Genomic DNA, 15,531 nt, shown 5'->3' on the forward strand with positions numbered 1-15,531 from the left:
TTAACTGTCGGACGCTGTCACCTGCGGCGGCGTCTGGCGAAAATGTCGCAACTCCACCAGCACCAGCAATAACAACACGCCGATAATCAACAAACCAAAACCGCTCGCGCTTGCGGAAGCAACCGGTGTCATCATCGCGCCCAAACCACCCAGCAGCGCCGCGCCTATGGCATCGCCCGTCACGTTCTGCGCCGTCCACAAACCGTTAATCCGCCCTAACATCGCTTCCGGGGTTTGCGTTTGCAGCATTGTGTATTGCAGCAACGAGCTGACCGCACTCAACCAGCCGAACAGCGCCAGACAAACCACGCCTAAAATCCACATCGGCATCAGGCCAAACAGACCAATGGCGAGGAACGATCCCAGCGTGGAGAGCAGCATCAATAACCCTGGTCGCGCACTATGTGCCAGCTTCCCGCTGGTTAACGCACCAATAGCCGCGCCGAGCGGGATCGCCGCGTAGAGAAAACCAATCTGTGCCGCTGACATCTGCCAGTTGTCAGCCAGCGCCGGATACAGTACCCGCACCGCGCTCGCCATCGTCAATAAACCACCCAGCAGCGCAATCCCGCCCACCAGCGGGCTGGCAAGCAGAAAACGAAATCCTGCCAGTAATGATTTCAACGGATGCTCACGCGGCTGCGGTGGCGGTGGCAACGCCGGAAGGCTTAACAACGGTAGCAAGGTAATAAACGTGCCCGCCGCCGCCAGCCCGTAGTTCCAGGCTACGCCACCGGTCGCCAGCAATAAACCGCCAATCATGGGCGAAATCACCGACCCCAGACGCACGGTCAACATGGTGATCGCCCCGGCCTGCATTAAGTTTTCACGCCCTACCAGTGCTGGTGTCGCCGCCAATAGCGCCGTAACGCCAAGCGATGCGAAAAAACCATCCCATAAACCAAGTAAATAGATTGCCAGCAATGACGGCTCCGGCAGCAGTGCATTAAGGCACAGTCCAATGAAGCCAATGCCACAGGTGCCGCGCGCCAGCAAAATCACTTTTTTGCGCTCATAGCGATCCGCCAGCACACCGCCAACCATCAGGCCAACAAACATCGCGCCGCCGGTCAGCGTCACCGAAAGCCCCACCTGCCAGGTAGAATGCGTCATCATCTGGATCTGCACCGGCACCGCGACGCCGAGCAAACCCAGAGACACAATTGAGATAAAACGAGCGAGGAATACTGCGCGAAACGCCGGGTGCGTTTTCAACAGGCTGAGGTTAAGCAGCCAGGATTGTTTATTCATTACAATGCCTTGCCATCAAATATTTTAAATACCTATTCTTAGGCTGCACATGCTAACATATCCAAATAAGATCGATAACGATAATTAATTTCATTATCATGGAAGTTCGTATGTCTGGTTCTGTTGCCGTGACACGCGCCATTGCCGTGCCCGGATTGCTGTTATTACTGATTATCGCGACGGCATTAAGCCTGCTCATTGGGGCAAAATCACTCCCCGCTTCCGTAGTGCTGGAGGCCCTCTCCGGCACCTGCCAGAGCGCCGACTGCACCATCGTGCTCGACGCGCGACTGCCGCGCACCCTTGCCGGTTTACTTGCAGGCGGCGCGCTTGGCCTTGCCGGGGCGTTGATGCAAACCCTCACCCGAAATCCACTTGCCGACCCCGGCTTGCTTGGCGTGAATGCCGGAGCCAGCTTTGCCATTGTGCTGGGTGCGGCGCTGTTTGGTTACTCATCCGCGCAGGAACAACTGGCGATGGCCTTCGCCGGGGCGCTGGTGGCCTCATTGATTGTTGCCTTTACCGGCAGTCAGGGCGGCGGGCAGTTAAGTCCGGTGCGTTTAACCCTGGCGGGCGTGGCGCTGGCGGCGGTGCTGGAAGGACTGACCAGCGGCATCGCCCTGCTTAATCCTGACGTCTACGATCAGTTGCGTTTCTGGCAAGCCGGTTCGCTGGATATTCGCAATCTACATACCTTAAAAGTGGTGCTGATCCCGGTGCTGATCGCCGGAGCAACTGCGCTATTACTGAGTCGCGCGCTGAACAGTTTGAGCCTCGGCAGCGACACCGCGACGGCGCTGGGCAGTCGCGTGGCGCGCACACAGTTGATTGGTCTGCTGGCGATTACCGTGCTTTGTGGTAGTGCGACGGCAGTAGTTGGCCCGATTGCCTTTATTGGCCTGATGATGCCGCATATGGCGCGTTGGCTGGTGGGTGCCGATCATCGCTGGTCGCTGCCCGTCACGCTACTTGCTACCCCTGCCCTGCTGCTGTTTGCCGATATCATCGGGCGGGTGATTGTGCCCGGCGAACTGCGCGTTTCTGTGGTCAGTGCGTTTATTGGTGCACCGGTGCTGATCTTCCTCGTGCGACGTAAAACGCGAGGTGGTGCATGATTTACGTCTCTCGCCGATTACTCATCACCTGTTTGCTGCTGGTTTCCGCCTGTGTGGTTGCAGGTATCTGGGGATTACGCAGCGGTGCCGTCACGCTGGAAACCTCGCAGGTATTCGCCGCGCTGATGGGCGATGCGCCGCGCAGTATGACGATGGTGGTCACCGAATGGCGTTTACCACGCGTGCTGATGGCGCTGTTGATTGGCGCAGCACTGGGCGTCAGTGGCGCGATTTTTCAGTCGCTGATGCGTAACCCGCTCGGCAGCCCTGACGTAATGGGCTTTAACACCGGGGCGTGGAGCGGCGTGCTGGTGGCGATGGTGCTGTTTGGTCAGGACCTGACGGCTATCGCGCTGTCAGCAATGGTGGGCGGCATTGTCACTTCGCTGCTGGTCTGGCTGCTCGCCTGGCGCAACGGCATCGACACCTTTCGGTTGATTATTATCGGTATCGGCGTTCGCGCCATGCTGGTGGCCTTTAATACCTGGCTGTTGCTGAAAGCGTCTTTAGAAACGGCGCTAACAGCAGGTTTGTGGAATGCCGGATCGCTCAACGGCCTGACGTGGGCAAAAACCTCGCCTTCCGCACCCATCATTATATTGATGCTCATTGCCGCCGCCTTACTGGTACGCCGGATGCGCTTGCTGGAAATGGGCGATGATACCGCGTGTGCGCTGGGCGTCAGCGTCGAACGTTCGCGTCTGTTAATGATGCTGGTTGCAGTGGTGCTTACCGCTGCGGCAACAGCGCTTGCCGGGCCGATTTCCTTTATTGCTTTAGTCGCACCGCACATTGCCCGACGCATTAGCGGCACCGCTCGCTGGGGGCTAACCCAGGCGGCGCTATGCGGGGCGCTGTTACTGCTGGCGGCCGATCTCTGCGCCCAACAACTGTTTATGCCGTATCAACTTCCGGTTGGCGTCGTTACCGTCAGCCTCGGCGGTATTTACCTTATCGTCTTGTTAATTCAGGAGTCTCGCAAAAAATGACCGAATCAGTAGCCCGTTTGCGCGGCGAACAGTTAACCCTGGGATATGGCAAATATACCGTTGCGGAAAATCTGACTGTAGAAATACCTGATGGTCACTTCACGGCAATTATCGGGCCAAATGGCTGCGGTAAATCCACGTTACTGCGTACCTTAAGCCGCCTGATGACGCCTGCTCATGGGCATGTCTGGCTGGATGGCGAGCACATTCAACATTACGCCAGTAAAGAGGTTGCACGCCGGATTGGTCTGTTGGCGCAAAATGCTACCACGCCGGGCGATATCACCGTGCAGGAGCTGGTGGCGCGTGGACGTTATCCGCATCAACCGCTGTTTACCCGCTGGCGCAAAGAGGATGGAGAAGCGGTAACGAAAGCAATGCAGGCCACGGGAATAACTCATCTGGCAGATCAAAGCGTGGATACCCTTTCTGGCGGACAACGCCAGCGAGCGTGGATCGCGATGGTGCTGGCCCAGGAAACGGCAATTATGCTGCTCGACGAACCCACGACCTGGCTGGATATCAGTCATCAGATTGATTTGCTGGAGTTGTTAAGCGAACTGAACCGCGAAAAAGGCTATACCCTGGCGGCGGTGCTGCACGATCTTAATCAGGCCTGTCGTTACGCCAGCCATTTGATTGCATTGCGAGAAGGGAAAATTGTTGCTCAGGGAGCGCCGAAGGAGATTGTCACTGCTGAACTGATTGAGCGCATTTATGGTCTGCGCTGCATGATCATTGACGATCCGGTAGCCGGAACGCCGCTTGTGGTGCCGCTCGGACGAACGGCACCTTCAACCGCAAATAGTTAAACTAAGTGGTCTGCCATCATGGCATCCTGTTTTCTGGATGCCATCGCATAGCGCAATAACACGCTACCACAAGCCACCATCCCGCCGATCAGCGCGGAAAGGATCACAATAATCGCCTTACCCGGACCGTCTTTTTTCACTGGCAATGACGGGCTTAACTGATATTTAAACGGCGTAAAATTCACATCGTTGATATTTGCTTTTGTTAACTGCTCAACAAGATACTGACGATTACGTAATTCACCGTTCAGTTCCGCAACGTCAGTGACCGCTTTTTCTATTTCCAGTTTGCGTTCAATACCGTCTGCACCGAGAGAAATAGAAAAATCGGGGTCATCTTTAACGGCCTGACCATTACTGTAAACGGGCTTTTTAATTCCTGCCGCGTTGGCAATGTCGAGTGAATAATTGAGGCGCTGAATGTTTGCATCAAGTTGATTTTTCGTTTTAATGCGATCCTGAGCCAGTTTTTCTTTTTCAAACTGGGTTTTGATCTCCAGTTTATTACGGACGTTTTCTAGCGACTCTTTCACCACCAACGTAGAGATATAATCGATATACCCGCTCAAAACGGTCTGCGCCTCTTCACTGGTTGGCGCGGTAAAACTTAGCGTCCAGGAGGTATACAGTGACGGTTCATCTTTTTTCTTACTGGCATTGTCATCAACCGCTTTCATTTTTTCGCTCAATGCGACAATTGCGCGATGCAAATCCAGTTCGTCAATTTTCGCCTCTTTTAATTGGTCCATCACATAAGGTGATGAACGCAGGTACTCTTCCAGCAAGCTAACCGACTGAAACTTCTTGATAAACAGGTTAAATGCTTCTGTACGATCAATTTTGATATCCAGATCCAGCACACGAAGCTTAGTGAATGTTTTCTCCAACTCTTGCCACTGAACAGGTTCTGGAGGCGTGACAACCGCCGCGCTGGTCCATTTTTGCGGCAGGATGAAAGAGATCAGCAAGCCTGCGCAGGCAAACGCAAAAACGACCGCCATGACCGTTTTTTTGGCCCGCCATAAAACTGAGATTAGATTAAGTAAATCAATTTCATTATTACTGGGCGACGCCAGAGGATAATCGGGAAAATGAGCGTCACTTCCCTGTTTAATATTCAGTGATGACATGGGGTATAACCTGAAAATGAGTCCAATAGGGGGAAATCTCCACGGCGCTCACTTTACCAGTTGGTGAGAATTATCCGAAGCTGAAGTTTGTAAATTCCTTCCAATGAATGCAACATTCACTCTATTTAAGAGAAATAACCAGCAAACTTATAAATTAAACAAATGATTAACCCATAATTATTTCCTGTAATTATGGGTTAATAGATAATGTTAATTTACCTGTTTAGCGTTGCGCGAATAATCGGCCCAATTTTTTCAAACGCCCCTGGAGAGATAATATCCACATGCGCACAATCCTGACGATAGATATCCAGCTCGGCTATCCACGGCGACCAGGCGCGTTCGGGGCTCATACCTTCCTGAAGCGTGCGTTCAGCAACAAACAGCGTCGCTTTACCATCAAACGGTACGCTATGAGCAGTCGTCAGCAGGCGCACAGCATCAGCGTAGTTGCCTTCAATGGTGGTAAACAACTCCGTTGAAGTACTTCCCTGCTGTGCCGCCAGGAAGGCCTCGCGTTCGCGGTTAATCTCCGCCAGCACTTCCGGGTCCAGACCATTAGCTTCTTTTTCCTGCCAGTTTTGCGTTTCTGGCGGCCAGGTATCCAGCAAGCCAAGAAATGCCACCTGTTCGCCACGGGCACGCAGCCGCGCCGCAATACCCTGCGCCAGCGTACCGCCCAGCGAATACCCCAGCAGGTAATAAGGGCCGCGCGGTTGTTGTTCAAGTAACGTTGCCAGATGCGCTTCGCAGACTTCATCCAGGTTCGTCGCCGTCTGCATGGGGCCATGAGGGCGCGGCGACTGAATGCCGATAATCGACCATTGTGGATCGATATAACGCGAGAGCACGCTAAACTGCCAGGCAAAACCGGATGCCGGATGGAAACAAAACAGCGTCGGGCCATTACCTTCACGCAACGGCAGAATGGTTTCGAATCCCATGCGCCGGGAGCTGTCCTCTTCACCATCAATAATCGTTGCCAGTTTGGCGACGGTTGACGCAACCATCACCTGCCCCGGCGTCACCTGACGGGCAAACTGCCGACTTAACTGCGCTGCCAGTTTCATTGCCAGTAGCGAATGACCGCCAAGCGCGAAGAAATCAGCGTCAGCATCCTGCACGTCACACCCCAGCAACGACGAGAATGCCGCGGCGATAATCGTTTCACTGCCCGCTTTCGGCGCACGCCCTGGCGCTTGTGCCTTCAGTTCAGGCAACGGTAAGGCTTTGCGATCCAGCTTGCCGTTGGCGCTAAGTGGCAACTGCGGCAGTTGCAGCAGAACGACTGGCACCATATGCGGCGGCAATGTTTCACGAAGCTGCGCCTGCAATGCGCTGGTATCCAACGGCAGGCCCGATTGCGATACCAGATAGCCCACCAACTGACGCGCATCACCACCAGTGGCTGCCGCTTGGTTAATCACACAGGCGTGGGTAACGGCTTGTTCGACATCCGGCAGCGCCTGCATCACGCGATCGATTTCGCCCAGTTCAATACGCTGCCCGCGAATTTTTAGCTGATCGTCACTGCGCCCGAGGTACTCCACCGCGCCGTTATCCAGCCAGCGGGCAACGTCTCCGGTACGGTACATCCGTTCACCAGGAGCAAAAGGATCGGCAATAAAGCGGCTGGCGGTCAGATCGGGTCGTCCAAGATACCCCTGCGCCAGTTGAATACCGGTGAGATAGAGATCTCCCGCCACACCCGGCGGCACCGGATGCATCATCGCATCAAGAATACGCAGGCCCGTGTTCCACACCGGATAACCAATCGGCACACTGCTGCCGCGCACCTGTGCCAGTTCCTCGCCAAAAGCCGGATACCAGCTGACATCTACCGCCGCTTCCGTCGGGCCATATAGATTATGCAACGGCGCGCCAGTTAACTGTTGCCATTCGCGGCATAAATCAGCCGGTAAGGCCTCACCACTACAGAAAACCTGTTTCAACGTCGCGCAACTCTGGCGAGCGGTTTGCGGCGTCAGCGAGGCAACAAACGCCGCCAGCATCGACGGCACAAAGTGCGTGGTCGTTACGCCATATTCGGCAAAGAATTGCTGCATAGCGAGCGGGTCGCGGTGCGCTTCCGGTTCAGCCATCACCAGTTTTGCCCCTGCGATAAACGGCCAGAAAAACTCCCACACCGAGACATCAAAACTGCACGGCGTTTTTTGGGCAACGACATCTTCGCCTGTAAGCGGATAATGATTTTGCATCCAAAGCAGGCGGTTGACGATAGCCGTCTGCCCGACCATTACCCCTTTCGGCCTGCCGGTGGAGCCAGAGGTAAAGATGATATAAGCCGTGTGATGCGGTTGTGAAAGTTGCAGCGGCGCACTGCCCTGCGGTGTAAGCGGGGCGTTATAGCAAAGGTTGGTTAAATCTGGAACATCGGCAAAGCGCGGCAGTTGATCGTCGGTGGTGATTAACAGCGACGGACGCGCATCTTCTAGCATCATTTTCAGGCGATCGTCCGGATAACCGGTATCCAGCGGTAGCCAGGCCGCACCTGCTTCAACAATCGCATGTAGCGCCAGGGTCAAAAAGACCGAGCGCGGTAGCGCCACCGCTACGCTGTCGCCCGGTTTAACGCCGCGCTCACGCAGCAGATTCGCCAGCGCCACCACCTGCTCACGCATTTCCCGATAGCTGAACTGGTAATGCGCATCTGCCAGCGCCGGAGCATCCGGAGTTTTTGCCGCTTGTTCTGCCACCAGAGCGCTAAGCGTGGTTTCTGGAATCTCAACCTGAGTGGCGTTGATCTGCGCCAGCTGCGCGTATTCACCTGGCAGCATAATATCGACATCACCGCACAACAGCGCCGGATCTGCGGCGAACTGGGCAATCAGCATTTTCAGGCGTTCAGCATGCTGGATTAACGTTGGCTCAGCGTAACGCTGTTTATTGGCGAGGATCTCAATACTCAAATCACCGTGTTCATCCGGGAACAGGGCCAGTTCAAGGTCATTAACCGGACCGGTTGCCAGGGTATGGGTTTGCGCCTGAACACCAGGAATATCCAGTTGGTAATCAAATACCTTGATATTGAGTACCGGACCAAACAGCGGTTCATCACCTGCCACTCGCCCGCTGTCACGGACAATTTGTTCGGCATCGTAACGTTGATGACGACGCATTTTTTTCAGTTGTGCTGCCAGTCGGGTTGCCAGTTCCGGCAGCGTTTCTTGCGCCGCAATGTGAATACCCAACGGCAAAACGTTGAGCACGGGTCCGGTAGCCGTCAGCGCCGCCGAGCCCAGTCGACGCATAAAGATAAATCCGGCGGCGTAGTCCATACGATTGCACAATCGCCCCAGCCACAAGGCTGCCAGCGCAAGGGCTAAATCGGTACGCTGCACACCTGAAAGTTGCGTAGCCAGCTGGCGGAATTCCCCGTCGGTAAATTCCAGTTTCAGGCGCAGAATATCTGCCGAGGCGCTGCGCCCCGGTAAAGGTGCCGGAGAAAGTGACGCGGGCGGCGGCAGTTGACGACGCTGTTCTGCCCAGAATGCCGCATCACGCTGCCAGGCTTCGCTTTCGCGGTATTGCTGGTACTCTTCCACTACATCAGCGAAAGGCGTAAATGGCGAAGCAGGCGTTGGTTCGCCACGCAGCCATGTGCAGTAAATATTGGCGATCTGGCGGGTAATGGCCGGGAAACTGAAGCCATCGACCAGCAAATGGTGATAACGCTGATACCAGTACCAGCGGTTATCCGCCACCTGTATCAGCTGATGAAAGACCAGTGGTTTACCGCTATCGACGCGCAGATCTTGTTGCAAATCCGCCTGCATTAATGCCTGCGCAGTACCGTGCGGATCAATGTTGGTTCGTAGGTCGATAATTTCTGGCAGTTCGAACGTCAGCGCATCATCGACCCACTGCCAGACTTCGCCGTTATCTTCCGTAAAACGCATCCGCAGCGTATCTGCTTGCGCTAGTCCGGCAACCACCGCGCGGGCCAGTAATGGCGAATCAACCTCTCCGGTTAACTCAACGTAATGCGCCACGCTCCAGGCGGAGGGTAATTCTGACAGTTTTTCTGCCATCCAGATGCCGGGCTGTGCGGCGACCAAAGGTAAATGCTGGCTCATTGTGCCTCCTGCAACTGGGTAAAATTCGTCGGTGTCAGAGTACGCCAGTGGGCTTCCAGCCACTGCTGGCAGGACGCCTGTGACTGCGGCTGACACACAATGTCCCAGCCTGCCGGTAAGACGCATTGTTGCGGCCACAGACTGAATTGCCCCTGCGCATTGCGCAATATGTAAAACGCTCCCTGCGGATCATCGAAGGGATTACTGAATGCCATATTCAACTCCTGTCATGGAAAAGTGGTTGCCAGAGGTCGATTAGCCCCTGCATCAAGCCACCGCGCCAACAAAGCGCATCATGTCCGCCGTCAACCTGACGCCAGAAAATGGATTCTTTTATGGGGTGTAATTGCGCATACAGCGCCTGATTGGCCCGCATGATCATCGGCTCGCGAATACCCGCTTCCAGCACAATGCGCAGACCTTCGGCGCTAACTTCACCAGCTTTTAGCTTTTCAAGTAACACGCCCTCTTGCTGCCCGCCCCGATGCGGCCACCAGTACGATCCTGACTGGCTTAATACACAGCCAAAGCGTTCAGGCCAGTGCAGTCCGGCATACAGCGCGGAAAGCCCACCAAAACTCTGCCCGGCAACCACGGTGCGATCGGCACGATCGCTAAAAGGGGCAATAGCTTTCACCAGGGGTAATAACTCTTGCTGTACTGCGAGCCAGAAATCCGCATTACACGGCAGTTCGTGGGCGCGGTGCGTGGTGTCGATAGCGTCGATCAACACATACACGGCGGGAGGAAGTTGCTGACGATGGGTCAGCGAAGTCAGCACTGGCCAGACGGGCATACTTTGCGCCCAAAATTCGCCATCGAGCAAAACTGCCAGCGGGCGTTCTTCTGCTGTTGCATCGCCGGTGGTAAAAATCCATACACGCCGTGACTTTTTCAACCGTTCACTTTTCCAGATAATTTCTTTGGCAGGTATTTCTGGCGCTTGCGGACAATCCCATCCCGGTTGCAGAGGCGCTTGCGGCATTTCGAGTGCAGAAACAGCGTGCCCTCGCCCGCCTTTCCAGCTTTGTAGGTTCAGCGGATCGGCTATCGCCTGGGGTAATAGTTTTCGCCAGCCTTCGCGCAATTCGAGGCGATCGGGGGATGGTACAGAAAAAATGTCATCGCGTTCGGTGGGAATAAAACAGTAGCTGCCGCGCCAGTTGGCATTGAGTTGTGTCGTCCACTGCCAGACGTTAGTGCCTGCAATTCGCTGCATCGACTGGGGCTGGCTGTTCTGATGGTGATCGGTCACACCAGTGATGTAGACCCATACGCGCTTTATCGTCGAGTATTCTTCAGAACCTTGGGGATCACGCCACCAGAAAGTGACCTCAAACATTTCGTCATTCAGACGCTGCCATTCCGGGCCATGTTTCGACTGCCACCAGCTCTCACTTCCTACTTTTAACGCCGTCACACCATAACCCCATGTTTACTGTGCAATTTTTCATTGATTGCAGAAATATATTGATAATATTATTGATAACTATTTGCATTTGCAATAGCGTAATAGCGCGCCGTGGGAAGCGCGGACATTAATTAACCAACTGCACTGCGTGTCTTTCAGGATCAAAGGTTTTCGCGGTAGCGGGATGCGTCGTGTTGATGACGACCATGCCCGACAGTTGCAATTCGTGGCAAAAATGCAGGAATAAAACAATGAACAAGAAGATTCATTCCCTGGCCTTGTTGGTCAATCTGGGGATTTATGGGGTAGCGCAGGCACAAGAGCCGACCGATACTCCTGTTTCACATGACGATACTATTGTCGTTACCGCCGCCGAGCAGAACTTACAGGCACCTGGCGTTTCGACCATCACCGCAGATGAAATCCGCAAAAACCCCGTTGCCCGCGATGTGTCGGAGATCATCCGTACCATGCCAGGCGTTAACCTGACCGGTAACTCCACCAGTGGTCAGCGTGGGAATAACCGACAGATTGATATTCGCGGTATGGGTCCGGAAAACACGCTGATTTTGATTGACGGCAAGCCGGTAAGCAGCCGTAACTCGGTGCGTCAGGGCTGGCGTGGCGAGCGCGATACCCGTGGTGATACCTCCTGGGTGCCACCTGAAATGATTGAACGTATTGAAGTTCTGCGTGGTCCGGCAGCTGCGCGTTATGGCAACGGCGCGGCGGGCGGCGTGGTTAACATCATTACCAAAAAAGGCAGCGGTGAGTGGCACGGCTCCTGGGACGCTTATTTCAATGCGCCAGAACATAAAGAGGAAGGTGCCACTAAACGCACCAACTTCAGCCTGACCGGTCCGCTGGGCGACGAATTCAGCTTCCGCTTGTATGGCAACCTCGACAAAACCCAGGCTGACGCGTGGGATATCAACCAGGGCCATCAGTCCGCGCGTGCCGGAACGTATGCCACGACGTTACCAGCCGGGCGCGAAGGGGTGATCAACAAAGATATTAATGGCGTGGTGCGCTGGGACTTCGCGCCTCTGCAATCACTCGAACTGGAAGCGGGTTACAGCCGCCAGGGTAACCTGTATGCGGGCGATACCCAGAACACCAACTCTGACGCTTATACTCGCTCGAAATATGGCGATGAAACCAACCGCCTGTATCGCCAGAACTACTCGCTGACCTGGAACGGTGGCTGGGATAACGGCGTGACCACCAGCAACTGGGTGCAGTACGAACACACCCGTAACTCGCGTATTCCGGAAGGTCTGGCGGGCGGTACCGAAGGGAAATTTAACGAAAAAGCGACACAGGATTTCGTCGATATCGATCTTGATGACGTGATGCTGCATAGCGAAGTTAACCTGCCGATTGATTTCCTCGTTAACCAGACGCTGACGCTGGGTACGGAGTGGAATCAGCAACGGATGAAGGACTTAAGTTCCAACACCCAGGCACTGACCGGAACGAATACCGGTGGCGCTATTGATGGCGTGAGTGCCACCGACCGTAGCCCGTATTCAAAAGCAGAAATTTTCTCGCTGTTTGCCGAAAACAACATGGAGCTGACTGACAGCACCATCGTAACGCCGGGGCTGCGTTTCGATCATCACAGTATTGTCGGCAATAACTGGAGCCCAGCGCTGAACATATCGCAAGGTTTAGGCGATGACTTCACGCTCAAAATGGGCATCGCCCGCGCCTATAAAGCGCCGAGCCTGTACCAGACTAACCCAAACTACATTCTCTACAGTAAAGGTCAGGGCTGCTATGCCAGCGCGGGCGGCTGCTATCTGCAAGGTAATGATGACCTGAAAGCGGAAACCAGTATCAACAAGGAGATTGGTCTGGAGTTCAAACGCGACGGCTGGCTGGCGGGCGTCACCTGGTTCCGTAACGATTATCGCAATAAGATTGAAGCGGGCTATGTGGCTGTAGGGCAAAACGCAGTCGGCACCGATCTCTATCAGTGGGATAACGTGCCGAAAGCGGTGGTTGAAGGTCTGGAAGGATCGTTAAACGTACCGGTTAGCGAAACGGTGATGTGGACTAATAACATCACTTATATGCTGAAGAGTGAAAACAAAACCACGGGCGACCGTTTGTCGATCATCCCGGAGTATACGTTGAACTCAACGCTGAGCTGGCAGGCACGGGAAGATTTGTCGATGCAAACGACCTTCACCTGGTACGGCAAGCAGCAGCCGAAGAAATACAACTATAAAGGTCAGCCAGCGGTTGGACCGGAAACCAAAGAAATCAGTCCGTACAGCATTGTTGGCCTGAGCGCGACGTGGGATGTGACGAAGAATGTCAGTCTGACCGGCGGCGTGGACAATCTGTTCGACAAACGTTTGTGGCGTGCAGGTAATGCCCAGACCACGGGCGATTTGGCAGGGGCCAACTATATCGCCGGTGCCGGGGCGTATACCTATAACGAGCCGGGACGTACGTGGTATATGAGCGTAAACACTCACTTCTGATGCTAACGTCAGATTGTTGACAAAGTGCGCGTCGTTCATGCCGGATGCGGCGTGAACGCCTTATCCGGCCTACAAAAATCTTGCCAATTCAATATATTGCAGGACCATGTAGGCCTGATAAGCGTAGCGCATCAGGCAGTTTTGCGTTTGTCATCAGTCTCGAATATGGTCGATATGAAAACTACGCATACCTCCCTCCCCTTTGCCGGACATACGCTGCATTTTGTTGAGTTCGATCCGGCGAATTTTTGTGAGCAGAATTTACTCTGGCTGCCGCACTACGCACAACTGCAACACGCTGGACGTAAACGTAAAACAGAGCATTTAGCCGGACGGATCGCTGCTGTTTATGCCTTGCGGGAATATGGCTATAAATGTGTGCCCGCAATCGGCGAGCTACGCCAACCGGTGTGGCCTGCGGAGGTATACGGCAGTATTAGCCACTGCGGGGCTACGGCATTGGCCGTGGTTTCCCGTCAACCGATTGGCGTTGATATCGAAGAAATTTTTTCTGCGCAAACAGCGACCGAATTGACAGACAACATTATTACACCAGCAGAACACGAGCGACTCGCAGACTGCGGTTTAGCCTTTTCTCTGGCGCTGACACTGGCATTTTCCGCCAAAGAGAGCGCATTTAAGGCAAGTGAGATCCAAACTGATGCAGGTTTTCTGGACTATCAGATAATTAGCTGGAATAAACAGCAGGTCATCATTCATCGTGAGAATGAGATGTTTGCTGTGCACTGGCAGATAAAAGAAAAGATAGTCATAACGCTGTGCCAACACGATTAATTGACAACATCTGGTACGATTCGCCCGCAGCCATCACTGACCACGGGCGAAAGTGTAAAGCAGGTGCCTTACCATCCTGACCTGACAACCGGATATGCGGGGATTGCTCCCATAAGCGCTAACTTAAGGGTTGTGGTATTACGCCTGATATGATTTAACGTGCCGATGAATTACTCTCACGATAACTGGTCAGCAATTCTGGCCCATATTGGTAAGCCCGAAGAACTGGATACTTCGGCACGTAATGCCGGGGCTCTAACCCGCCGCCGCGAAATTCGTGATGCTGCAACTCTGCTACGTCTGGGGCTGGCTTACGGCCCCGGGGGGATGTCATTACGTGAAGTCACTGCATGGGCTCAGCTCCATGACGTTGCAACATTATCTGACGTGGCTCTCCTGAAGCGGCTGCGGAATGCCGCCGACTGGTTTGGCATACTTGCCGCACAAACACTTGCTGTACGCGCCGCAGTTACGGGTTGTACAAGCGGAAAGAGATTGCGTCTTGTCGATGGAACAGCAATCAGTGCGCCCGGGGGCGGCAGCGCTGAATGGCGACTACATATGGGATATGATCCTCATACCTGTCAGTTCACTGATTTTGAGCTAACCGACAGCAGAGACGCTGAACGGCTGGACCGATTTGCGCAAACGGCAGACGAGATACGCATTGCTGAGCGGGGATTCGGTTCGCGTCCCGAATGTATCCGCTCACTTGCTTTTGGAGAAGCTGATTATATCGTCCGGGTTCACTGGCGAGGATTGCGCTGGTTAACTGCAGAAGGAATGCGCTTTGACATGATGGGTTTTCTGCGCGGGCTGGATTGCGGTAAGAACGGTGAAACCACTGTAATGATAGGCAATTCAGGTAATAAAAAAGCCGGAGCTCCCTTTCCGGCACGTCTCATTGCCGTATCACTTCCTCCCGAAAAAGCATTAATCAGTAAAACCCGACTGCTCAGCGAGAATCGTCGAAAAGGACGAGTAGTTCAGGCGGAAACGCTGGAAGCAGCGGGCCATGTGCTATTGCTAACATCATTACCGGAAGATGAATATTCAGCAGAGCAAGTGGCTGATTGTTACCGTCTGCGATGGCAAATTGAACTGGCTTTTAAGCGGCTCAAAAGTTTGCTGCACCTGGATGCTTTGCGTGCAAAGGAACCTGAACTCGCGAAAGCGTGGATATTTGCTAATCTACTCGCCGCATTTTTAATTGACGACATAATCCAGCCATCGCTGGATTTCCCCCCCAGAAGTGCCGGATCCGAAAAGAAGAACTAACTCGTTGTGGAGAATAACAAAAATGGTCATCTGGAGCTTACAGGTGGCCATTCGTGGGATAGTATCCCTGACAGCCTACAAAACGCAATTGAAGAACGCGAGGCATCGTCTTAACGAGGCACCGAGGCGTCGCATTCTTCAGATGGTTCAACCCTTAAGTT

The 15,531-nt window shown here is 54.1% G+C and carries 11 protein-coding genes; 6 read left to right on the forward strand and 5 right to left on the reverse strand.

The window, feature by feature from the left end; genetic code table 11:
- Window positions 1-1,251 carry an enterobactin transporter EntS gene (entS, locus tag ACU8XX_RS17620; protein ID WP_001041786.1) on the reverse strand — a complete coding sequence of 417 codons (1,251 nt, stop codon included), beginning with the start codon at window positions 1,249-1,251 and terminating at the stop codon, window positions 1-3.
- A 110-nt stretch (window positions 1,252-1,361) separates the two neighbouring features.
- Here entS and fepD point away from each other — a divergent pair, with 110 nt between their 5' ends.
- Genes fepD through fepC form a run of 3 tightly spaced genes read left to right on the forward strand, consistent with a single transcriptional unit; the run spans window position 1,362 to window position 4,167 of the window.
- Entirely contained in the window at window positions 1,362-2,366 is a 1,005-nt protein-coding gene (gene fepD / locus ACU8XX_RS17625; protein WP_001295314.1) for a Fe(3+)-siderophore ABC transporter permease, read from the forward strand.
- The gene (fepG, locus tag ACU8XX_RS17630; protein ID WP_000640988.1) at window positions 2,363-3,355 is read left to right on the forward strand and encodes an iron-enterobactin ABC transporter permease; all 993 of its coding nucleotides are present in this window, start codon (window positions 2,363-2,365) and stop codon (window positions 3,353-3,355) included. Before fepD ends, fepG begins: the two co-directional genes overlap by 4 nt.
- A complete protein-coding gene (gene fepC / locus ACU8XX_RS17635; protein ID WP_112034098.1) occupies window positions 3,352-4,167 on the forward strand; it encodes an iron-enterobactin ABC transporter ATP-binding protein in 816 nt (271 codons plus the stop codon). Before fepG ends, fepC begins: the two co-directional genes overlap by 4 nt.
- Here the strand turns inward: fepC and wzz(fepE) are convergent.
- The 4 genes from wzz(fepE) to fes form a co-directional block, all read right to left on the reverse strand.
- On the reverse strand, window positions 4,164-5,297 hold the full coding sequence (gene wzz(fepE), locus ACU8XX_RS17640) for an LPS O-antigen length regulator Wzz(fepE) (protein ID WP_000096701.1): 1,134 nt from the start codon (window positions 5,295-5,297) through the stop codon (window positions 4,164-4,166). The two genes, fepC and wzz(fepE), sit on opposite strands and share 4 nt — an antisense overlap.
- 215 nt (window positions 5,298-5,512) lie before the next feature.
- On the reverse strand, window positions 5,513-9,394 hold the full coding sequence (entF, locus tag ACU8XX_RS17645; RefSeq protein ID WP_004014737.1) for an enterobactin non-ribosomal peptide synthetase EntF: 3,882 nt from the start codon (window positions 9,392-9,394) through the stop codon (window positions 5,513-5,515).
- Window positions 9,391-9,609 (reverse strand): enterobactin biosynthesis protein YbdZ, encoded by a 219-nt coding sequence (ybdZ, locus tag ACU8XX_RS17650; protein ID WP_000885798.1) that lies wholly within the window; start codon window positions 9,607-9,609, stop codon window positions 9,391-9,393. Before ybdZ ends, entF begins: the two co-directional genes overlap by 4 nt.
- A gap of 2 nt (window positions 9,610-9,611) precedes the next feature.
- Complete coding sequence (gene fes, locus ACU8XX_RS17655; protein ID WP_000125843.1) at window positions 9,612-10,814, reverse strand: enterochelin esterase; 1,203 nt, start codon at window positions 10,812-10,814, stop codon at window positions 9,612-9,614.
- 242 nt (window positions 10,815-11,056) lie between these two features.
- Here fes and fepA point away from each other — a divergent pair, with 242 nt between their 5' ends.
- From fepA to ACU8XX_RS17670, 3 genes are all read left to right on the forward strand, one after another.
- Entirely contained in the window at window positions 11,057-13,297 is a 2,241-nt protein-coding gene (gene fepA, locus ACU8XX_RS17660) for a siderophore enterobactin receptor FepA (RefSeq protein ID WP_001612583.1), read from the forward strand.
- Window positions 13,298-13,471: 174 nt separating this feature from the next.
- The gene (gene entD / locus ACU8XX_RS17665; protein WP_240765233.1) at window positions 13,472-14,092 is read left to right on the forward strand and encodes an enterobactin synthase subunit EntD; all 621 of its coding nucleotides are present in this window, start codon (window positions 13,472-13,474) and stop codon (window positions 14,090-14,092) included.
- Between the two features lie 165 nt (window positions 14,093-14,257).
- Window positions 14,258-15,370, forward strand: coding sequence for an IS4-like element IS421 family transposase (locus tag ACU8XX_RS17670; RefSeq protein WP_016232034.1), 1,113 nt, complete (start codon window positions 14,258-14,260; stop codon window positions 15,368-15,370).
- The last annotated feature ends 161 nt before the right edge of the window (window positions 15,371-15,531 follow it).

The organism is Escherichia sp. MAL-1, assembly GCF_052948035.1.